Source organism: Pseudoclavibacter sp. AY1F1 (assembly GCF_002931075.1).
Lineage (GTDB): Bacteria > Actinomycetota > Actinomycetes > Actinomycetales > Microbacteriaceae > Pseudoclavibacter.
In genome coordinates this window covers 81,583-101,664 of the sequence record NZ_PSTQ01000007.1, presented here as the reverse complement: position 1 = coordinate 101,664, position 20,082 = coordinate 81,583, and the positions used below count along the sequence as shown (strand labels likewise).

Genomic DNA, 20,082 nt, shown 5'->3' with positions numbered 1-20,082 from the left:
GGGGTCGGCGGTTGCCGACCCCCGCTTGTCTCTTTCACGAGAAATGAAAGCAGGAACGTAGTGTTCAGTGCCGTCGCACGAGTGTTCAGGACTCCGGATCTTCGTCGCAAGATCCTCTTCACGCTCGCTATGGTCGCCATCTACCGGATCGGCACCACGGTTCCTGGCCCCTTTGTGAACTACGTCAACGTGCAACAGTGTCTCGACACGGGTACGCAGATGGCCGGTCTCTATGACATGGTCAACCTGTTCTCCGGTGGCGCGCTGCTGCAGTTGTCGATCTTTGCGCTGGGCATCATGCCGTACATCACGGCCTCGATCATCACGCAGCTGCTGCGTGTGGTCATTCCGCACTTCGAGGCGCTCCACAAGGAGGGTCAGGCCGGTCAGTCGAAGCTCACGCAGTACACGCGCTACCTGACCATCGCCCTCGCGATCCTGCAGGCGACAACCCTCGCCACTGTCGCAAAGTCCGGGACACTGTTCGGAACGGGCAACGCCGCCTGCGAGAACGTCCTCGACATGCTCAACGAGTCGGCCGCAACGCCGGAGAACGCCGTCATCAACATGGTGCGCATCGTCCTCATGGTCGCAGCGATGACCGCCGGTACCGCAGTGATCATGTGGATGGCCGAGCTCATCACCGAGCGCGGCGTCGGCAACGGCATGTCGCTGCTCATCTTCACGTCGATCGCGGCGTCCTTCCCGTCGGCATTCGGCGCCATCGCCGCTGGCACCGGTGGCATGACGACGCTTGTCATCGTCATCGCGATCGGCCTGCTGATCATGATGGCGGTCGTGTTCGTCGAGCAGTCGCAGCGTCGTATCCCGGTGCAGTACGCCAAGCGCATGGTCGGGCGTCGCACCTACGGGGGCAACAGCACCTACATCCCGATCAAGGTCAACCAGGCTGGTGTCATCCCCGTCATCTTCGCCTCGTCGCTGCTCTACCTCCCCGCGCTCGTCGCGCAGTTCAATCAGCCCGCAGCGGGGGAGACCCCACCCGAGTGGGTCACCTGGGTCATGAACAACTTCACGACTGGTGACCACCCGCTCTACATGGCGGTCTACTTCCTCCTGATCATCGGCTTCACGTACTTCTACGTGGCGATCGCGTTCAACCCTGAGGAAGTCGCTGAGAACATGCGCAAGCATGGTGGCTTCGTCCCGGGCATCCGCGCAGGTCGGCCCACCGCCGAGTACCTCAACTTCGTCCTCACGCGAATCACCTTCCCCGGCTCCCTGTACCTGGGTGTGCTCGCGCTCATCCCGCTCATCGCGCTCTCCACGGTCAACGCCAACGCCAACTTCCCGTTCGGCGGCGCCTCCATCCTCATCGTCGTCGGTGTCGGCCTCGAGACGGTGAAGCAGATCGACGCTCAACTCCAACAACGCAACTACGAGGGGCTTCTCCGATGACACATCACGACCAGACCTTCCGCCTGCTCATCGTCGGTCCCCCCGGGGCAGGCAAGGGAACTCAGGCCGTCGGCATTGCCGAGGCGTTCGGTGTCCCAGCCATCTCCACAGGTGACATCTTCCGGGCCAACATCAAAAACGGCACGAACCTTGGCATCCAGGTTCGCGAGATCATCGAGAGCGGGAATCTCGTTCCCGATTCGCTCACCAACGAACTCGTGCGTGACCGTCTGACCGAGGCTGACGCGGAAGCAGGCTTCCTGCTCGACGGCTACCCCCGCACCCTCGAGCAGGTGGCCTTCCTCACGCAGCTGCTCGCTGACAAGGGGACGGCCATCGACGCCGTCATCGAGCTCAAGGTCGAGGTCGACAGCGTCGTTGAGCGCCTTCGCCGTCGTGCCCTCGAGCAGGGTCGCGCGGACGACACAGAAGAGGCCATCCGTCACCGTCAGAACGTGTACCTGCAGGAGACCGCGCCGCTGCTCGAGACGTACTCCGCCCGTGGCGTGCTTGTCAGCGTCAACGGGTTCGGCACCGTCGAGGAAGTCCGCAACCGCATCTTCGCCGCGCTCGAGCAGCGTGGCCTTCGGCACCCGTTGCACCGCCTGAGTGGCAAGTAGGGGTTAGCTTCCACCGCATGCGAGGACCCTCGCGGAGAGAACTCCGCGTGGGTCCTCTTTGCGTGCGAGCTAGAACGTCCGAGGGTGCGCCACGGTGGGGCTTTTCGTACCTAGCTTGGGCTCGTCGGGTTCCGCTAGCGTTGGCCAGGCTGCGCTTCCGCCTTGGAAGCGCCTCATGATCCCTGCAGACAAGGTTGTCCAGGAATGGAGACGCTGATGTCCTCGCCCGTAGCTGAGCCCCACGACCTCATTGACTTCGATGTGCTACTGAGCGCTGAAGAGCTCGCGCTGCGCCAGCGTGTGCGGCGCCTTGTCGACGAGCACATTCGGCCGGGCATCGCCTCCTGGTATGAGGACGCGGTCTTCCCCCTCGACCTGGTGCCGGTGCTCGCAAGCGAGGGGTTGCTTGGCATGCATCTGAGCGGCTACGGATGCGCTGGGCGCAGCGCCGTCGAGTACGGGATCGCCGCCTCTGAGCTTGAAGCGGGAGACTCGGGAATCCGGACGTTCGTGTCAGTGCAGGGCTCCCTTGCGATGAGCGCGATCTGGAAGCACGGCAGCGAGGAGCAGAAGACCGAGTGGCTTCCTCGCATGGCCGCCGGCGAGGTGATCGGCTGCTTCGGCCTGACGGAGCCGGGCGCGGGCTCCGATCCCGGGACGATGCGCACCCACGCGAAGCGTGAGGGCGGCGACTGGGTCATCACGGGTGCAAAGCGCTGGATCGGGCTGGCATCCTTGGCACACATCGCCATCATCTGGGCGCAGACGGACGACGGAATCCGGGGCTTCGTTGTGCCAACGGCGACCGCTGGCTTCACAGCCACGCCGATTGGCCCCAAGCTCTCCATGCGGGCCTCGGTGCAGTGCGACATCGATCTTGACGAGGTCAGGGTGCCTGCCGAGGCGATGCTGCCAGATGCCCGTGGGCTGCGTGGCCCGTTCGAGTGCCTCAACGAAGCTCGCTACGGCATCGCGTGGGGCGTCATGGGCGCTGCCAGGGATAGCTTCGAGGCGGCCCTCGCCTACGCGGGGGAGCGGCAGCCCTTCAACCGGGCACTCTCCGGCTTCCAGCTGACTCAGCAGAAGCTCGTCGACATGGCCCTCGAGATCAACAAGGGGTACCTGCTTGCGCTCCAGCTCGGTCGGTTGAAAGATGCCGGTCGCATCCAGCCTCACCACATCTCCGCCGGGAAGCTCAACAACACTCGCGAGGCAATAGCGATCGCTCGCGAAGCGCGGACGATTCTCGGCGGCAACGGCATCACGCTCGACTACTCGCCGCTGCGTCACGCCAACAACCTCGAGTCGGTGCGCACCTACGAGGGCACCGATGAGATCCACACGCTCGTGCTTGGCAACAAGCTCACCGGCATCCCAGCGTTCAGGTAGGGGCCGCACGTGGAAATGGCGACCGGGCACGAGGGTGTGCTGAGCGGGGTGAGGGTCGCGGACTTCTCTCGAGTACTCGCCGGTCCGTACGCGACGATGATGCTCGCAGATTTCGGTGCTGACGTCATCAAGGTCGAGCCCCCGGGAGGCGACGAGACACGCGCCTGGGCCCCGCCTGTCGACGCTCGTGGCCAGTCCACATACTTCGGGGGCGTGAACAGGGGCAAGCGCTCGCTGGTCCTCGATCTCATGCTCGATGACGACCTCTCTACGGCGAGGCGCCTCGCCGTCGAGGCTGACGTCGTGGTCGAGAACTTCAGGCCCGGAGTCATGGCGCGCTTCGGTCTCGACTACGAGACGGTGCGCACCGAGAACCCCTCTGCCGTGTACTGCTCCGTCACAGGGTTCGGCGCAGGCGGAGGTGCAGCACTGCCTGGCTACGACCTACTGGTGCAGGCCGTCGGCGGACTCATGAGCATCACTGGGCCGGTGGACGGTGAACCGAGCAAGGTCGGTGTGGCCCTCGTCGACGTGCTGACGGGGTTGAACGCAGTCACGGGTATCCTCCTCGCTTTGCGCGAGCGGGACCACACCGGATCGGGGCAGCGCGTCGAAGTCGATCTCATGACGAGCCTCCTGTCGGCGCTCGCGAACCAGGCATCGAGCACGCTGGCGAGAAGGCAGGCTCCACCGCGGCTCGGCAATGCGCATCCCAGCATCGCGCCGTATGAACTGTTCGAGGCGCGGGACCGGCCGCTCGTGATCGCGGTCGGCAATGATCGGCAGTTCGGTTCGCTCGTCGAGACGCTGGGATGCCCAGGGCTCGCCAGCGACGCCCGCTTCTCATCAAATCAGCTCCGCGTGCACCACCGGTCGGAGCTGAGAGCGCTGCTGGTCGCTCGCCTTGTCGAACGGGACGCTCACGACTGGGTGGCGCGTCTCAAGGAAGCTCGGGTTCCGGCTGGCCTAGTGAACGATGTTGCCGAGGCGTTCGCCTTCGCGGAGACGCTCGGGCTCGAGCCCGTCGTCGAGCTGGCAGAAGGAACGGGGGAATCGGTGCGGTCGACAGCCAACCCCATCCACCTGTCGCGGACGCCGGCGCGGTACGGACATCCGTCACCAGATCTTGGCTCCGTGGGTGCCTCCGTCGACTGGCGCTAGCGCTCCGGTTACGCAACCGTGACCCGCGCAAGGCCGGTGTTGCAGAAGCGTTGTCGCTTGTTCGGGGTCCGAATCGCAGTGTCGGGCTAGCGTCGATGAATGCCCGCAGATCGTGGGTGTTCCGCGGTTACGGGAGGTCCGGATGCGCACCCACCATGAACTCGAGGATTCAGTGGGGGAGCCTCTCCTCCACGAGCGCCTGAATCTGCTGACGCGCGTGGTTGTCATCGCATCCGTGTTCTCCGCGATCGTGGCGCTGTGGATGCTCATCCCGCTGATCTTGAGTTCTTGGTTCGCTGACCTTGTGGGGTGGGCCCTCGTCTTCGGGGGCATGGTCGGCCTCCAACTGCTGCTCGCCTGAGCCGGCGATCGTCGACGAGAAAGCTCGACCAGGTGGCTGCTTCCGCCTCAGCACGGCAGAGCTGGTCGTAGACTCTTGTGATGCGCAAGAGCATCTACAAGACCGCAGCCGAGCTCGCGGCCATGGTCCCAGCTGGCAGAATCACCGCCCTCGCGCTTGACGCGGTCGCCGAGGCGATCCGGCCGGGCGTGACGACGCTGGAGCTCGACACCATCGCGGAGCGTGTCGTGCGCGACAACGGTGCCGTGCCGAACTTCGCGCTAGTGCCCGGGTACCGCCACACGATCTGCGCCTCCGTCGACGACGCCGTGGTGCACGGCATCCCGAACGCCGAGCCGCTCAGAGCAGGCCAGCTGGTCTCGATCGACGCCGGCGCCATGTTCGAAGGCTGGAACGGGGACTCGGCGCGCACCTTCATCGTCCCTGGTGACGGTGCAGACGCCGCGGCAGTGACAGACGGGACACGTCTCAGCGAGGCCTGCGAACGCTCGCTGTGGGCAGGTATCGCGAAGCTTGCGACGGCGAAGCACCTCGCCGAGGTCGGCGCAGCGGTCGAGGAGTCCATCGAGCAGTCCGGCGACTTCGGGATCCTCGAAGACTTCGCGGGGCACGGCATCGGCCGCAGCATGCACGAGGAGCCGACCGTGCACAACATCCGCGTGTTCGGACGAGGCCCGGTCGTCAAGCCTGGGCTTGCCATCTGCATCGAGCCCATGATCACCCTCGGCGGACCCGACGTTGTCATCGACGACGATGACTGGACGGTGCGCTCGGCGGACGGCACGCTCGGAGCCCACTGGGAGCACACGATCCTCGTACACGCCGACGGCATCTGGGTCTCGACCGCCCACGACGGGGGAGCGGCGGGCCTTGCCCTGTTCGGAGTTGTCCCGACACCGCCGGCCGGCTCGGGAGTATAGACCGCACTTGCACTCCGGGGGAAGACCACCTAGAGTTGACGCTTGGTGTCTTTTGCGTTGCGATTTCGCGCGCGTCGTCACCGTCCATCCGCACGACCAGCGTGCATTCAATAGCAAACGACAGTGAGGCTATGGCCAAGAAAGACGGCGTCATCGAGATCGAGGGTTCGGTTGTCGAGGCATTGCCAAACGCAATGTTCCGCGTAGAACTCTCGAACGGACACAAGGTTCTTGCTCACATCTCGGGCAAGATGCGTCAGCACTACATCCGCATCCTTCCTGAGGACCGCGTGATCGTGGAGTTGAGCCCGTACGACTTGACCCGCGGCCGCATCGTCTACCGCTACAAGTAGGCACGCTGTAAGGAACGGCTGGGCATACGTATGCCCAGCACGAGGCCAGCGATCACAGAAGGAACTTCAATGAAGGTCAACCCCAGCGTCAAGAAGATCTGCGACAAGTGCAAGGTTATCCGCCGTCACGGTCGCGTCATGGTCATCTGCGAGAACCCGCGCCACAAGCAGCGCCAGGGCTAATCGCTCGGGGCTCCTCTCTCACGTGCGGGCACGACGTGAGAGACGCCCCTGGGTGCACAAGCACCCGACGTCACAACTGAATACGAAACAGCACCAGTAAGAACCGCCAGCTGTCAATGTCTGGCGGGGACACCTTCGGACCGAGGCCGGGGCCCATCCGGTGCATCACACCTCAACCCACAGGAGAAATCCCATGGCACGTCTCGCAGGCGTCGATCTCCCACGCGAAAAGCGCGTTGAGATCGCACTCACCTACATCTACGGCGTCGGCCGCACGAGCGCACTCAAGGCGCTCGAGGACACCGGCATCGACGGCAACATCCGCGTCAAGAACCTCGACGACGAGCAGCTGGTTCAGCTCCGCGACTACATCGAAGGCAACTTCAAGGTAGAAGGTGACCTCCGCCGTGAGGTCGCAGCTGACATCCGCCGCAAGGTCGAAATCGGCAGCTACGAGGGTCTCCGCCACCGCCGCGGCCTTCCCGTGCGCGGACAGCGCACGAAGACGAACGCTCGTACCCGCAAGGGCCCGAAGCGCACGGTCGCCGGCAAGAAGAAGGCACGCTAGTCGCCGCCGCGACAGCGCCCGCAGATTTCGTAGGAGAGAAAATTGGCTACCCCAAAGAGCGCCGCTCGTAAGCCGCGCAAGAAGGACAAGAAGAACGTCGCAGTGGGCCAGGCCCACATCAAGTCGACATTCAACAACACGATCGTGTCGATCACCGACCCGTCCGGCGCTGTCATCAGCTGGGCATCCTCGGGTGGAGTCGGCTTCAAGGGTTCGCGTAAGTCGACCCCGTTCGCCGCACAGCTCGCCGCAGAAGCAGCAGCTCGCCAGGCGCAGGAGCACGGCATGAAGAAGGTCGACGTCTTCGTCAAGGGACCGGGCTCCGGTCGCGAGACCGCGATCCGCTCGCTTCAGGCCGCAGGCCTCGAGGTCGGCTCGATCAACGACGTCACTCCTCAGGCTCACAACGGCTGCCGCCCCCCGAAGCGTCGCCGCGTCTAGCCTCTCGTCCGCTGCGAGGCTCTCCCGCAAGGGAGGGCCTTGTGGTGGATGTTCGGCGTCCCCGCTCGAACTCCACACCCGGTCGACGACGTGCGTCGGCTGAATCGCCAAGTGTCATATAGCGGACACTTTGCCGAAAGGAACCCATAGTGCTTATCGCACAGCGTCCAACGCTCACCGAGGAAAGCCTCTCCGAGAACCGCTCGAAGTTCACGATCGGACCGCTCGAGCCCGGCTTCGGCTACACCCTCGGCAACTCACTGCGTCGCACCCTGCTGTCCTCCATCCCTGGAGCTGCAGTCACGAGCATCCGTCTTGACGGTGTCCTCCACAAGTTCACGACCATCCCTGGTGTGAAGGAAGACGTCACCGAGATCATCCTCAACATCAAGCAGCTGGTCGTCTCCAGCGAGCACGATGAGCCGATCACGGCCTACCTCCGTAAGACCGGGGCTGGCGAAGTGACGGCTGCTGACATCTCTGCACCTGCCGGTGTCGAGGTGCACAACCCGGAGCTCGTCATCGCGACGCTCAACGACGATGCCAAGTTCGAACTCGAGCTCACCATCGAGCGTGGCCGTGGCTACGTGTCGGCGACCCAGAACCGCAACGAGTTCTCTGAGGCCGGCCAGGTCCCGATCGACTCGATCTACTCGCCGGTTCTCAAGGTCACCTACCGTGTCGACGCGACACGTGCCGGTGAGCGTACCGACTTCGACAACCTCGTCGTGGACGTGGAGACGAAGCCGGCCATCTCGCCGCGCGATGCGATCGCTTCGGCCGGTCGCACGCTCGTCGAGCTCTTCAGCCTCGCTCGCGAGCTGAACGAGCAGGCAGAGGGCATCGAGATCGGCCCAGCGCCGGTCGACGCCGTCCTCACCAACGAGCTCTCGATGCCGATCGAGGACCTCGATCTCTCCGTGCGCTCGTACAACTGCCTCAAGCGCGAGGGCATCAATACGGTTTCCGAGCTCGTGGCTCTGAGCGAGACCCAGCTCATGAACATCCGCAACTTCGGTCAGAAGTCGGTCGACGAGGTGCGCGACAAGCTCACCGAGCTCGGCCTCTCGCTCAAGGACTCGGTTCCCGGGTTCGAGGGTGCTCACTTCTACGGTGCCGGCGACGACACCGGCGAGTACGTCTAAACAGACCTGCCCGCCAGACCGACTTCACACGAAAGAGAATGACGAATGCCTAAGCCCAACAAGGGTCCTCGCCTCGGAGGCGGCCCCGCACACGAGCGCCTCATGCTCGCTACGCTCGCGGCGCAGCTGTACACGCACAAGCGCATCCAGACGACCGAGACGAAGGCCAAGCGCCTCCGCCCGCTCGCTGAGCGCCTGATCACGTTCGCAAAGCGCGGAGACATCCACGCTCGCCGTCGCGTGCTGCAGGTTGTGACCGACAAGACCGTCGTGCACGAGCTCTTCACGGAGATCGCACCGCAGATGGAAGGTCGCGAAGGCGGCTACACCCGCATCATCAAGACCGGCTACCGCAAGGGCGACAACGCTCCCATGGCAGTCATCGAGCTCGTCCTCGAGCCCGTCACCCCGAAGGCATCTGCAGTGAAGACCGCGCCAGCCGCGGCGCCTGCTGAGCCAGAGGTCGACGAGGTCGCGGCAGACGAGGTCGACGCAGCCGCAGGCGACACCGAGGCTTCCGAGCCCACGGCCGACGGTGGCACGCAGCCTTCCGAGGCAGCCGACGCGGCAGACGCCGCAGAGTCGGACACCGAGGAGAAGGCCGACGACGCCAAGTAGTCGACGCTGACGCCAGAAGCCCCCGAGCATTCCAACGAATGCTTGGGGGCTTCGTCGTGTCGCTGAAAATCAGGCTCGGGTAGGGGAGGATGGGCGCATGGGGCACGGACAAGGCACGACACGGTTCCGTCTTGACATCGCCTACGACGGGACTGCCTTCAGCGGGTGGGCTGCGCAGCCAGAGCTACGCACCGTCCAGGGGGCGCTCGAGGACGCCATACGGCTCGTCGCTCGCGACCTCCCGCCTGGGCCCCTCCTCACGGTCGCTGGACGAACCGACGCCGGAGTTCACGCCACGGCGCAGGTCGCCCATCTCGACCTCGATGACCTCGCGATCGACAACGTCCGGCGCCGCTCGGACGACGACGTGGCAGACATCCTCCTCAGGCGGACAAACGGCGTGCTCGGGCGCGACAGTGACGTTGTTGTGTCGCGAGTCGCGCTTGCGCCGACCGGGTTCGACGCGCGATTCTCAGCTGTCTCGCGGAGCTACGAATTCCGCATCGCGGACCGACTCACGCGCCCGAATCCCATCGAGCGTCACAGGACCGCGGTCGTCACGCGCTCCCTCGACCCCGCGCTCATGCAAGCTGCGGCCGACAAGCTCATAGGCCTGCACGATTTCGCGGGCTTCTGCAGGCCCCGGCCGCATTCGACGACGATCCGCACTTTGCAACGGTTCGACTGGACTCGAGACGAGCACGGTGTCCTCGTCGCGAAGCTCGAGGCCGACGCCTTCTGCCATTCAATGGTGAGGTCACTCGTCGGGATGTGCGCCGAGGCCGGTGCCGGGCGCATCCGGCTCGCCGACGTCCCTGCACTGCTGCACGCCACTGAGCGCAGCGGCGCCTTCCCTGTCCTGTCAGCCCGCGGGCTCACGCTCACCGGCGTCGGGTACCCCGCCGACAACGATCTCCTGGGCCGCCAGCAGATCACCCGAGCCCAGCGACCCACGCTCCACCTCGTCGAGCCACTTGCGAGCCCGGCCGCAGTCGAAGCCGGATCTACATCTCTCGACTGATTCCCAGGATCGCGGCGGGCGTCAGACTGGGAGCATGGTCGACTTCATCAGCTACGCCGCGCTGGCACTGCCTGTTGTCGTGTTCATCCTGCTGAGCCTGACCTCGAAACTGTGGCCACGCGCCATCACCACTTGTGCCTGGGTCGCTCTTGGCGTCGCACTGCTCGTGTCGGCGTACGGGACGCTCAGCGCCATGATCCCGGCGCTGGACCCGACGGCTCCCGACGTCTACCTCGGATCGTTCTTCTTCGCCGCCTCGCTCATCGCAGGGGGAGTCGGCACCATGCTCATGGTCGGTGTGTTCGGAGCGGCGGCCCGATTCAGGACGATCCGGGCACGACGACTTGCCGCCATATCACTGTGACATTGCGTACGAGCTGCTGCTGACGTAAGCTACTCAAGTTGTCTGCACTTCGGTGTCGGCTTCGAAGTTGAGCCCTCGACGGTGACGTTCGTGGCTGAGCCTCCCCGGGACACGGTTCTCGGAGGACTCTCCGCAACCATCACGACAGAGCGGGATTCACGACCTCCTCATTTCGACGAAAGGTGCACATTCATGCGCACGTACACACCAAAGGGCGGTGACATCACCCATGACTGGGTGGTCATCGACGCGACTGATGTCGTTCTCGGCCGTCTCGCAACCCACGCGGCAGCTCTGCTCCGCGGCAAGCACAAGGCAACCTTCGCTCAGCACGTTGACATGGGCGACTTCGTCATCGTCATCAACGCTGAGAAGGTCGCGCTGACGGGCTCCAAGCTCCAGAAGAAGCTCTCCTACCGCCACTCGGGTTACCCGGGCGGCCTTACGGCGACCTCCTACTCGGAGATGCTCGAGAAGCACCCGACGCGCGCCGTTGAGAAGGCGATCCGCGGCATGCTCCCCAAGAACACCCTCGGACGCGACCAGCTCAAGAAGCTCAAGGTCTACGCAGGTGCTGAGCACCCGCATGCAGCCCAGCAGCCGAAGCCGTACGTCTTCGACCAGGTTGCCCAGTAGCGGCCCGAGCTAGGAAAGAGAACACAGTGGCAACCATTGCAGAGTCCATCGAGCAGCCGCAGAGCTACTCGACCGAAACCCCAGAGGCAGAGGCAGCCGTACAGGCTCCTCGTCCGGCGCTCACCGTTCCAGGTGCAGCCGTCGGCCGTCGCAAGCAGGCTATCGCCCGCGTGCGTCTCGTCCCGGGAACCGGCACCATCACGGTCAACGGCCGCGACATCGCCGACTACTTCCCGAACAAGCTGCACCAGCAGCTGATCAACGACCCGTTCACGATCCTGAGCCTCGGTGGCGCGTACGACGTCATCGCGCGCATCTCTGGTGGCGGACCCTCGGGCCAGGCCGGCGCGCTTCGCCTCGGCATCGCGCGCGCTCTCAACGAGATCGACCGCGAGAACAACCGCGCGGAGCTCAAGAAGGCTGGCTTCCTCTCTCGTGACGCTCGCGTCAAGGAGCGCAAGAAGGCCGGACTCAAGAAGGCCCGTAAGGCGCCTCAGTACTCGAAGCGCTAAGTCCAGACATTTCGAATGCCTAGGCTTTTCGGAACGGACGGGGTTCGTGGGCTTGCGAACGACCACCTCACGGTCGAGCTTGCCCTGAGCCTCGCCCAGGCCGCTGCCATCGTGCTCGCGACATCTGCTCGCGAGCACGGGCGGCGGCCTCGTGCTGTTTTAGCCCGCGATCCGCGGGTCTCAGGTGAGTTCATCTCGGCAGCTGTCGCGGCTGGGCTTGCCTCATCCGGTGTTGACGTGCTCGACGCCGGAGTCATCCCGACGCCGGCGGCGGCGTTCCTCACAGCAGAGATCGGCGCCGACTTCGGGGTCATGATCTCGGCCTCGCACAATCCCGCTCCCGACAACGGGATCAAGTTCTTCGCCCGTGGCGGGCGCAAGCTCGCCGACGATCTCGAGAACCAGATCGAGGCACTCCTCGGTGGCGAAAAGCTCACCCCCACAGGCGCGGGTGTCGGCAGCATCGAGCGGTTCGCAGATGCTGAAGACCGCTACGCGCTGCACTTGCTGCGGAGCCTGCCGCTCCGCGAGGACGGCACGTCGCCGCTCCGGGGGCTGCACGTTGTGCTCGACTGCGCCCACGGTGCGGCGGCCGGTGTGTCGCCCGAGGTCTTTACGGATGCGGGCGCGCAGGTCACTGTCATCGGCAACGCCCCGAACGGTCTCAACATCAACGAGGGTGTCGGGTCGACGCACCTGGGCGAGTTGGCACGAACCGTTACTGAGCTCGGAGCCGACCTCGGCATCGCGCACGACGGCGACGCCGACCGGTGCCTCGCGATCGACGCAGATGGGAAGGTCGTCGACGGCGACCAGATCATGGCGATCCTCGCGGTCTCGATGCGCAGACGCGGAGCGCTTCGCGAGGACACTCTCGTCGCGACCGTCATGTCCAACCTCGGACTCAAGATCGCTATGCGCGAAGCCGGCATCCGCATGATTGAGACCAAGGTCGGCGACCGCTACGTGCTCGAGGAACTCAACGAGCGTGGCCTTGCCCTCGGCGGCGAGCAGTCGGGGCACGTGATCCTCACCGACTTCGCGACGACCGGGGATGGCATCCTGACCGGGTTGCACATCGCGGCGGAGATGCGGCGCACAGGCAAGACCTTGGCCGAGCTCGCCTCCGTCATGCGCGTGTACCCGCAGGTGCTCATCAACGTCCCTGGGGTGCGCAAGGAAGACTGTGCAAGCGATGAACCGTTGCAAGCCGCCGTCGCGCAGGTCGCGCGTGAGCTTGGCGAGACCGGACGAGTGCTCCTGCGCCCGTCCGGAACCGAGCCGCTCGTTCGCGTGATGATCGAGGCGGGGGAGCAGGAAACCGCGCAACGCCACGCCGAAGCGCTCGCCGCTGTCGTGCGCGAGCGTCTCGCTCTCTAGCGAAGATTTCGCGGACCGAATCCAAGAACGGGGTTCCGCTACACCAGTCCATGGTGTGGCGGAACCCCGTTCTCGATCTGCGAGAGACTCCTTGCATGGTCAGCTTCGCGCCGGGCACCCTCAGGGAGCCTTTCGCGAGGTGCGCTCATCCCAGTGTGCGATCGAAACAAACACCGAGGCAAAGTTTTGGTGACAATCTCGCATCTGGAGCTTCCCGCGTGGATATGCTCAACACGCGGAAATCCCGCCAATCCTAAGGAGCTCTTCATGATCGAACGCAAGATCACCGTCGCCTCGGAGCACGGCCTTCACGCACGCCCCGCAGCGATCTTCGTGCAGGCAGCAACCGAAGCCGGCGTCCCAGTCACGATCGCAAAGGGTGACAAGAGCGTCAACGCGGCGAGCATCCTCGGAGTGCTCTCGCTCGGCGTTTCCAAGGGAGACGAGATCACCCTTTCCGTTGATGGCGACGAAGCCGTCGCTGACCAGCTCGTGGCACTCCTGGAGACCGACCACGACGCTTGAGCCGCTGCGCGCGCTCACGGCCGCTCGGCCAATTCTTGAAATCCGGGAACGGTCGTACTGACCTTTCCCCTCCTATCCCCGCGCATGGGGATTGCTTGGAGCAATAATGACTGCAGAAGCCACTACGGCAACCCAGCAGAAGGGCGCCCGCGTCGGGGTCCAGCGCTTCGGTGCCTTCCTCTCCGGCATGGTCATGCCGAATATTCCGGCGTTCATCGCCTGGGGCCTCATCACATCCCTGTTCATCCAGACCGGATGGCTGAACGAACTGTTCCCTGGTGGCGCCGAGATCTGGTCGCAGCTCGGAGGCTGGGCGCTCACGGAAGACGGCGAAGCGCCAACGGGCCTTGTCGGGCCGATGATCACCTACCTCCTTCCGCTCCTGATCGCCTTCCAGGGCGGAAAGATGATCTACGACACGCGCGGCGGAGTCGTCGGTGCGATTGCGACAATGGGTGTCATCGTGGGCGCTGGCATCCCGATGTTCATCGGAGCCATGATCATGGGCCCACTCGCGGCCTGGGTCATGAAGAAGGTCGACAGCATCTGGGACGGCAAGATCCGTGCCGGTTTCGAGATGCTCGTCAACAACTTCTCGGCCGGTATCCTCGCGATGATCCTGGCGATCGCCGGATTCTTCACGATCGCTCCGATCATCACGTGGCTCACCGAGCGTCTGGGTGAGGGCGTCGACTTCCTGGTCGAAGCCGGACTCCTCCCTCTCGCGAGCATCCTCATCGAGCCTGCCAAGATCCTCTTCCTCAACAACGCGATCAACCAGGGTGTGCTGACGCCCCTTGGTGTCGCGCAGTCGGAGGAAGCGGGGAAGAGCATCCTCTTCCTGCTCGAGGCGAACCCGGGCCCCGGACTCGGCCTGCTCCTCGCGTTCTGCTTCTTCGGGGTCGGCGTCGCACGCGCCAGCGCTCCTGGCGCAGTCATCATCCAGTTCTTCGGTGGCATCCACGAGATCTACTTCCCGTACGTGCTCGCCAAGCCTGCTCTGATCCTGGCCGTCATTGGTGGTGGCGCAACCGGCGTTCTCACGAATGTCATCTTCCAGTCGGGCCTCGTGGCTCCTGCCTCGCCAGGATCTATCTTCGCGATCCTCATCATGACCGCGCAGGGAAGCCACCTCGGTGTCATCCTCTCGGTCATTCTCTCGGCGGCGGTTACCTTCGCCATCGCAGCGGCCATCCTCCTCGCCTCGCGCAAGAAGGACCTCGCTGCCGAGGCGTCCGGAGCCAACAGCTTCGCCGACGCCGTCGCGCAGACCGAGGCGAACAAGGGGAAGAAGTCCGAGGCTCTCTCGGGCCTCGCGACGCAGGCTACTGGCGGTCTCGCGACCGACACACGCCAGATCACCAACATCGTGTTTGCGTGTGACGCCGGAATGGGTTCGAGCGCCATGGGTGCTTCGGTGCTGCGGAACAAGATCAAGAAGGCCGGAATCGAGGGCGTGACGGTGAAGAACGTCTCCATCGCCAACCTCGACAACACGCCTGACCTGATCGTCACCCACCAGGACCTCACGGACCGGGCGAAACTCAAGTCCCCAGAAGCTATCCACGTCTCCGTGGAAAACTTCATGAACAGCCCCCGGTACGAGGAAGTCGTGGCTCGACTCTCCAACAGCTGAGCTGCTGGAGAATCGGACACCCAACGAAAGGAACCCTGAAGTGGCAGACGTACTGAGCCTTGACAGCATCCGTCTCGGCGGAACCGCGCGCACGCGCGAAGAAGCCATCACGGAGGCGGGTGAGCTGCTTGTCGCGGCTGGCGCCGTGACGCAGGACTACATCCAGGCAATGCACGATCGCGAGCAGAGCGTCTCGACGTTCATGGGCAACTACCTCGCCATTCCGCACGGAACGAACGAGGCCAAGGACAGCATCCTTGGTTCCGCGCTGTCAGTCGTGCGCTACGACGAGCCGATCGACTGGGGCGGAAACGAGACCCGTTTTGTCATCGGCATCGCGGGCAAGGACGGGGGGCACCTCGAGATCCTCTCGAGCGTCGCCATCGTGTTCAGCGACGAGGACAACGTGGAAGCCCTCCTGAAGGCGGAGACGCCGGAAGAGCTTGCGAAGCTCCTCGGGGACGTGAACGAGTAATGAAGGCAGTTCACATCGGAGCGGGCAACATCGGGCGCGGCTTCATCGGGCTTGTCCTGCATGAAGCCGGGTACGAGGTTGTCTACGCCGACGTCAACGCCGACCTCATCGGTGCGCTCCAGGCCGTCGACACCTACACGGTGCACGAAGTCGGGCCAGCCGCCAAGAGCCACGTCGTCGATCGCTTCAGGGCGATCAACTCGGCGACGCACGAGGACGACGTCGTGCAGGAGATCGCAGCTGCCGACATCGTCACGTGCGCCGTCGGGCCGAACGTGCTTCGCTTCATCGCGCCCGTCATCCGCAAGGGCCTCGCGGCCCGCGCGGCTGAGTCGCGGAAGCTGGCCGTCATGGCGTGCGAGAACGCGATCGGTGCATCCGACACGCTCAAGGGGCTTGTCCTCGATGGCGCTGAGGAACTCGCCGACCGAGCCGTCTTCGCCAACACGGCGGTCGACCGCATCGTTCCGGAGCAGGCCGTAGAAGGAGTCGACGTCACCGTCGAGGACTTCTTCGAGTGGACGATCGACCGGACGCCGTTCGACGGCACCGAGCCGAGCATTCCGAATGCCCACTTCGTGGACGACCTCAACCCGTACATCGAGCGCAAGCTCTTCACGGTGAACACGGGCCACGCGACGATCGCCTACCACGGCTTCGTCGCGGGCGCTTCGAACATGCAGGATGCGCTTGCGCTTCCCGCGGTCGCGGCGGAGGTCGAAGCGGTGCTCGGCGAGACGAGCCGTGTGCTCGTCTCGCAGTTCGGCTTCTCGGAGGACGACCACGCTGAGTACGTCGCGACGACGCTCTCGCGGTTCGCGAACCGGGATCTGCCGGACCAGCCAGCACGCGTCGGCCGTCAGCCGCTGCGGAAGCTCTCGGCGAAGGAGCGCTTCGTGCGCCCCGCGTCGGAAGCTGCGGCAGCCGGTCTGCCCTACGACGCGCTTGTGCGAGCGATCGGGGCCGCGCTCCGGTTCGATTTCGAAGCCGACCAGGAGAGTGTCGAGCTTCAGCAGAAGCTCGCCACGCTAGACGCGGAGACGTTCACTCGCGAGGTCACCGGCCTCGAGAGCGGGGCGCTCTTCGCTGCGGTTGTCGCTGAGGTCGAGCAGGCGCAGGCAGCACGCACCGCCTAGGCAGCCAACTCACGCAGTTCAGGAAGCCCCTCCCGGGTTCGCTCGGGAGGGGCTTCCTGCTGTCTGTTGCACTGACGGTCGCCGGATGACGCAGGCCGGCGTTCGGATGCCGGCTCAGTCTCGGGACGGGTTCCTCATCTTGGGATGGCTTGCTACCCATCCCGAGACGAGGAATCCATCCGGAGTCGGGTGGATTGGTCAATCGCCCTGCCGAGAGGCGTCCGGACGCGTTCGCTGTCTCGGGATGGCTTTCGCGCTTCGGGATGGCTTGCAACCCATCCGGAAGTGAGAAAGCCATCCGGAATCGCGCGGATTGGCGGATGCGCGAGCCGAAGACCCCGCGGCTCCGACCGTCAGACCTTGCGCAGGAGAACGCTGCGCACCGTGTGGTCGCTCGCCTTGCGCAGCACCAACTGCGCGCGCGACCGCGTGGGCATGACGTTCTCGCGCAGGTTCGGGCCGTTGATGCGGGACCAGATGCTGCGGGCATGCTCCAGCGCCTCATCCGTGCTGAGCTCGGCGAAGCGCCTGAAGTACGAGCGCGGGTTCGTGAAGGCTCCGCGCTGCAGCGACAGGAATCGCTGCTCGTACCAGCGAGCGATGTCCTCGGAACGCGCGTCGACGTAGATCGAGAAGTCGAACATGTCACTCACGGCCAGTGAGTGCGCACGTGGAGGCTGCAGCACGTTGAGGCCCTCGACGATGAGGACATCCGGCCGGTTCACGAGGATCTCCGCGTCCGGGACGATGTCGTAGCTGAGATGCGAGTAGAACGGCGCGCGTGCCTCCGCGGCGCCGCTCTTGACCTTCGTGATGAAGCGCAGGAGCGCCCTCTGGTCGTAGGACTCCGGGAAGCCCTTGCGCTCCATGAGGCCGCGGCGTTCGAGTTCTGCATTGGGGTAGAGGAAGCCGTCGGTGGTGACAAGCTCGACACGTGGGGTGTCCTCCCATCGCCGGAGGAGCTCACGCAGCAGACGTGAGACGGTCGACTTGCCGACCGCGACCGAGCCGGCCACGCCGATGACAAACGGGGTGGATGCGCTGCGCTCGCCGAGGAATCCACTCGTGGCGCGGTGCAGGGACCGTGCGTTCGAGACGTACAGGTTGATGAGGCGCGAGAGCGGCACATAGACGTCGCGGACCTCGTCGAGGTCGAGGTGGTCCCCGAGACCGCGGAGCCGGATGAGGTCGGATTCGTCGAGCGACATCGGAGTCGAGGGTGCGAGGTCGGCCCAGTCCTGGCGGAGGATCTCGACGAAGGGCGAGTCTCCTCCGCTGCGCGGAATCTGACCAGTTGCGGACATAGAACGCGAGTCTAGTGCGGTGTCCGGCCTGGCATGAGCCGTGCCCCTAAGATGGCCGGTATGTGCGGAATTGTTGGTTACGTTGGTCCACGAGAGAGCCTCGACATCCTGATGGGCGGTCTCGCAAGACTTGAGTACCGGGGGTACGACTCCGCTGGTGTCGCGGTCATCGACGACGAAGGTCGGATCGAGACCCGCAAGCGCGCGGGCAAGCTGAAGGTGCTGCGCGAAGATCTGGAGCGCCACCCGCTGCCGGACGGTCACACGGGCATCGGTCACACGAGGTGGGCGACGCACGGCGGCCCCACCGACGCGAATGCGCACCCGCACCTCGCCGACGAAGGCAAGCTCGCCGTCATCCACAACGGCATCATCGAGAACTTCGCCGAGCTGAAGGCCGAGCTGGTCGAGCTGGGCTACACGTTCCATTCGGAGACCGACACGGAAGTCGCGGCCGTCATGATCGGCCACGTCTACCGGGAGCTCGGCAGCCTGGAGCAGGCATTCCGCGCGGTGGTGCGCCGCCTCGATGGCGCCTTCACGCTGATTGCGGTGCATGCAAATGAGCCCGGTCTTGTCGTCGGCGCGCGTCTCAACTCGCCGCTCGTCATTGGCCTCGGCGACGGTGAGAACTTCCTGGGCTCTGACGTCGCCGCGTTTGTCGAGTACACGCCTCGCGCGCTGGCCGTCGGGCAGGAGCAGATCGTGCTCGTGCGCCCCGATTCGGTCGAGATCACGACGTTCGACGGAGAGCCTGCGACCGCCGAGGCATTCGAGGTGTCCTGGGATGCGTCTGCTGCCGAGAAGGGCGGATGGCCGAGCTTCATGGCCAAGGAGATCGACGAGGACCCGGAGGCAGTGGCCAACACGCTCCGCGGGCGCATCGTCGAGGGCCGTGTGCACCTGCCAGACCTTGACTCGCTCGGGGATGACTTCTTCAACGACATCCACCGCATCATCATCGTCGCCTGCGGAACGGCCGCATACTCTGCGCAGGTCGGCGCGTACGCCATGGAGAAGTGGGCACGAGTGCCCGTGCAGGTCGAGCTGGCGCACGAGTTCCGCTACCGTGACCCGGTCCTCGATTCGCGCACGCTCATCGTCTCGATGAGCCAGTCGGGCGAGACGATGGATACGCTCATGGCGGTCCGCTACGCCATGTCGCGCGGCGCGAAGACGCTCTCGATCTGCAACACGCAGGGTGCGACCATCCCACGTGAGTCCGATGCGGTTGTCTACACGCACGCAGGCCCAGAGGTCGCCGTCGCATCGACGAAGGCGTTCCTCGCTCAGATCACGGCGCTCTACCTGCTCGGCATCTACACGGCGACGGTGCGCGGAACGATGACCGACGAGCGTCGCGAGGAGCTCCTGACGGAGTTCCAGACGATCCCGGAGAAGGTGCGCACCGTGCTCGGCGTTCGCGAGCGCATCCATGAGCTCGCGAACTGGATGGCTGACACCCGTTCTGTGCTCTACCTGGGTCGAAACGTCGGCTACCCGATCGCGCTCGAGGGCGCGCTCAAGCTCAAGGAGATCGCGTACATCCACGCCGAGGGGTTCGCGGCCGGCGAGCTGAAGCACGGTCCGATCGCACTCATCGAGCCGGGCCAGCCGGTCTTCGTCATCGTGCCGAGCCCTCGCCACGACGACACCCTGCACCCGAAGATCGTCTCGAACATCCAGGAGATCCGTGCCCGCGGGGCCCGCGTGCTCGCGATCTGCGAGGTCGGCGACGCCGCGGTTCTGCCGTATGCGGATGAGGTCATCGCGGTCCCACCGACCGAGCCTTTCTTCGAGCCGCTCTTGGCAGTCGTGCCGTTGCAGATCTTCGCGATCGAGCTTGCGACGGCGAAGGGTCTCGACGTGGACCAGCCGCGCAACCTGGCGAAGTCCGTCACCGTCGAGTAGCAGA

General features: G+C 64.9%; 23 protein-coding genes. 22 read left to right on the top strand and 1 reads right to left on the bottom strand.

Going from position 1 to position 20,082, the window contains the following annotated elements; all coding sequences use genetic code 11:
• Positions 1-60 precede the first annotated feature (60 nt).
• The 21 genes from secY (at position 61) to C5B85_RS11900 (ending at position 16,863) form a co-directional block, all read left to right on the top strand.
• Positions 61-1,419 carry a preprotein translocase subunit SecY gene (secY, locus tag C5B85_RS12000; protein WP_104286258.1) on the top strand — a complete coding sequence of 453 codons (1,359 nt, stop codon included), beginning with the start codon at positions 61-63 and terminating at the stop codon, positions 1,417-1,419.
• Complete coding sequence (locus C5B85_RS11995; RefSeq protein WP_104286257.1) at positions 1,416-2,039, top strand: adenylate kinase; 624 nt, start codon at positions 1,416-1,418, stop codon at positions 2,037-2,039. Before secY ends, C5B85_RS11995 begins: the two co-directional genes overlap by 4 nt.
• 216 nt (positions 2,040-2,255) lie before the next feature.
• Positions 2,256-3,428, top strand: coding sequence for an acyl-CoA dehydrogenase family protein (locus tag C5B85_RS11990; protein WP_258070756.1), 1,173 nt, complete (start codon positions 2,256-2,258; stop codon positions 3,426-3,428).
• A gap of 15 nt (positions 3,429-3,443) precedes the next feature.
• Positions 3,444-4,589, top strand: a complete 1,146-nt coding sequence (locus tag C5B85_RS11985; RefSeq protein ID WP_104286255.1) for a CaiB/BaiF CoA-transferase family protein — start codon at positions 3,444-3,446, stop codon at positions 4,587-4,589.
• 142 nt (positions 4,590-4,731) lie between these two features.
• Positions 4,732-4,950, top strand: a complete 219-nt coding sequence (locus C5B85_RS11980; protein ID WP_104286254.1) for a hypothetical protein — start codon at positions 4,732-4,734, stop codon at positions 4,948-4,950.
• An 80-nt stretch (positions 4,951-5,030) separates the two neighbouring features.
• Entirely contained in the window at positions 5,031-5,870 is an 840-nt protein-coding gene (map, locus tag C5B85_RS11975; RefSeq protein WP_104286253.1) for a type I methionyl aminopeptidase, read from the top strand.
• A 131-nt stretch (positions 5,871-6,001) separates the two neighbouring features.
• Positions 6,002-6,223 (top strand): translation initiation factor IF-1, encoded by a 222-nt coding sequence (gene infA, locus C5B85_RS11970; RefSeq protein WP_066056559.1) that lies wholly within the window; start codon positions 6,002-6,004, stop codon positions 6,221-6,223.
• A gap of 69 nt (positions 6,224-6,292) precedes the next feature.
• Positions 6,293-6,406, top strand: a complete 114-nt coding sequence (gene rpmJ / locus C5B85_RS11965; RefSeq protein WP_008361054.1) for a 50S ribosomal protein L36 — start codon at positions 6,293-6,295, stop codon at positions 6,404-6,406.
• 193 nt (positions 6,407-6,599) lie between these two features.
• Positions 6,600-6,974, top strand: coding sequence for a 30S ribosomal protein S13 (rpsM, locus tag C5B85_RS11960; RefSeq protein WP_068479246.1), 375 nt, complete (start codon positions 6,600-6,602; stop codon positions 6,972-6,974).
• Between the two features lie 42 nt (positions 6,975-7,016).
• Positions 7,017-7,415, top strand: coding sequence for a 30S ribosomal protein S11 (gene rpsK / locus C5B85_RS11955; RefSeq protein WP_068479244.1), 399 nt, complete (start codon positions 7,017-7,019; stop codon positions 7,413-7,415).
• Between the two features lie 149 nt (positions 7,416-7,564).
• Positions 7,565-8,560: a DNA-directed RNA polymerase subunit alpha gene (locus tag C5B85_RS11950; RefSeq protein WP_104242647.1), complete on the top strand. Its 996-nt coding sequence runs from the start codon at positions 7,565-7,567 to the stop codon at positions 8,558-8,560.
• Positions 8,561-8,605: 45 nt separating this feature from the next.
• Entirely contained in the window at positions 8,606-9,178 is a 573-nt protein-coding gene (gene rplQ, locus C5B85_RS11945; protein WP_104286252.1) for a 50S ribosomal protein L17, read from the top strand.
• Positions 9,179-9,275: 97 nt separating this feature from the next.
• Entirely contained in the window at positions 9,276-10,199 is a 924-nt protein-coding gene (locus tag C5B85_RS11940) for a tRNA pseudouridine(38-40) synthase TruA (RefSeq protein ID WP_104286251.1), read from the top strand.
• A 34-nt stretch (positions 10,200-10,233) separates the two neighbouring features.
• Positions 10,234-10,563 carry a hypothetical protein gene (locus tag C5B85_RS11935; protein ID WP_104286250.1) on the top strand — a complete coding sequence of 110 codons (330 nt, stop codon included), beginning with the start codon at positions 10,234-10,236 and terminating at the stop codon, positions 10,561-10,563.
• A 192-nt stretch (positions 10,564-10,755) separates the two neighbouring features.
• A complete protein-coding gene (gene rplM / locus C5B85_RS11930) occupies positions 10,756-11,199 on the top strand; it encodes a 50S ribosomal protein L13 (RefSeq protein WP_104286249.1) in 444 nt (147 codons plus the stop codon).
• 26 nt (positions 11,200-11,225) lie between these two features.
• Positions 11,226-11,711: a 30S ribosomal protein S9 gene (rpsI, locus tag C5B85_RS11925; protein WP_104286248.1), complete on the top strand. Its 486-nt coding sequence runs from the start codon at positions 11,226-11,228 to the stop codon at positions 11,709-11,711.
• A gap of 15 nt (positions 11,712-11,726) precedes the next feature.
• Positions 11,727-13,091, top strand: coding sequence for a phosphoglucosamine mutase (glmM, locus tag C5B85_RS11920; protein ID WP_104286247.1), 1,365 nt, complete (start codon positions 11,727-11,729; stop codon positions 13,089-13,091).
• Positions 13,092-13,358: 267 nt separating this feature from the next.
• Positions 13,359-13,616, top strand: a complete 258-nt coding sequence (locus C5B85_RS11915) for an HPr family phosphocarrier protein (RefSeq protein ID WP_068479230.1) — start codon at positions 13,359-13,361, stop codon at positions 13,614-13,616.
• A gap of 106 nt (positions 13,617-13,722) precedes the next feature.
• Entirely contained in the window at positions 13,723-15,252 is a 1,530-nt protein-coding gene (locus C5B85_RS11910) for a PTS mannitol transporter subunit IICB (protein WP_104286246.1), read from the top strand.
• Positions 15,253-15,292: 40 nt separating this feature from the next.
• Positions 15,293-15,727 (top strand): PTS sugar transporter subunit IIA, encoded by a 435-nt coding sequence (locus tag C5B85_RS11905; RefSeq protein WP_104286245.1) that lies wholly within the window; start codon positions 15,293-15,295, stop codon positions 15,725-15,727.
• Positions 15,727-16,863 carry a mannitol-1-phosphate 5-dehydrogenase gene (locus tag C5B85_RS11900; protein ID WP_104286244.1) on the top strand — a complete coding sequence of 379 codons (1,137 nt, stop codon included), beginning with the start codon at positions 15,727-15,729 and terminating at the stop codon, positions 16,861-16,863. The genes C5B85_RS11905 and C5B85_RS11900 overlap by 1 nt, the downstream gene beginning before the upstream one ends.
• A 353-nt stretch (positions 16,864-17,216) precedes the next feature.
• Here C5B85_RS11900 and coaA read toward each other — a convergent pair whose 3' ends face one another.
• A complete protein-coding gene (gene coaA, locus C5B85_RS11895; protein ID WP_104286243.1) occupies positions 17,217-18,167 on the bottom strand; it encodes a type I pantothenate kinase in 951 nt (316 codons plus the stop codon).
• Between the two features lie 60 nt (positions 18,168-18,227).
• Here coaA and glmS point away from each other — a divergent pair, with 60 nt between their 5' ends.
• Positions 18,228-20,078, top strand: a complete 1,851-nt coding sequence (gene glmS / locus C5B85_RS11890; RefSeq protein WP_104286242.1) for a glutamine--fructose-6-phosphate transaminase (isomerizing) — start codon at positions 18,228-18,230, stop codon at positions 20,076-20,078.
• Positions 20,079-20,082: the final 4 nt, after the last annotated feature.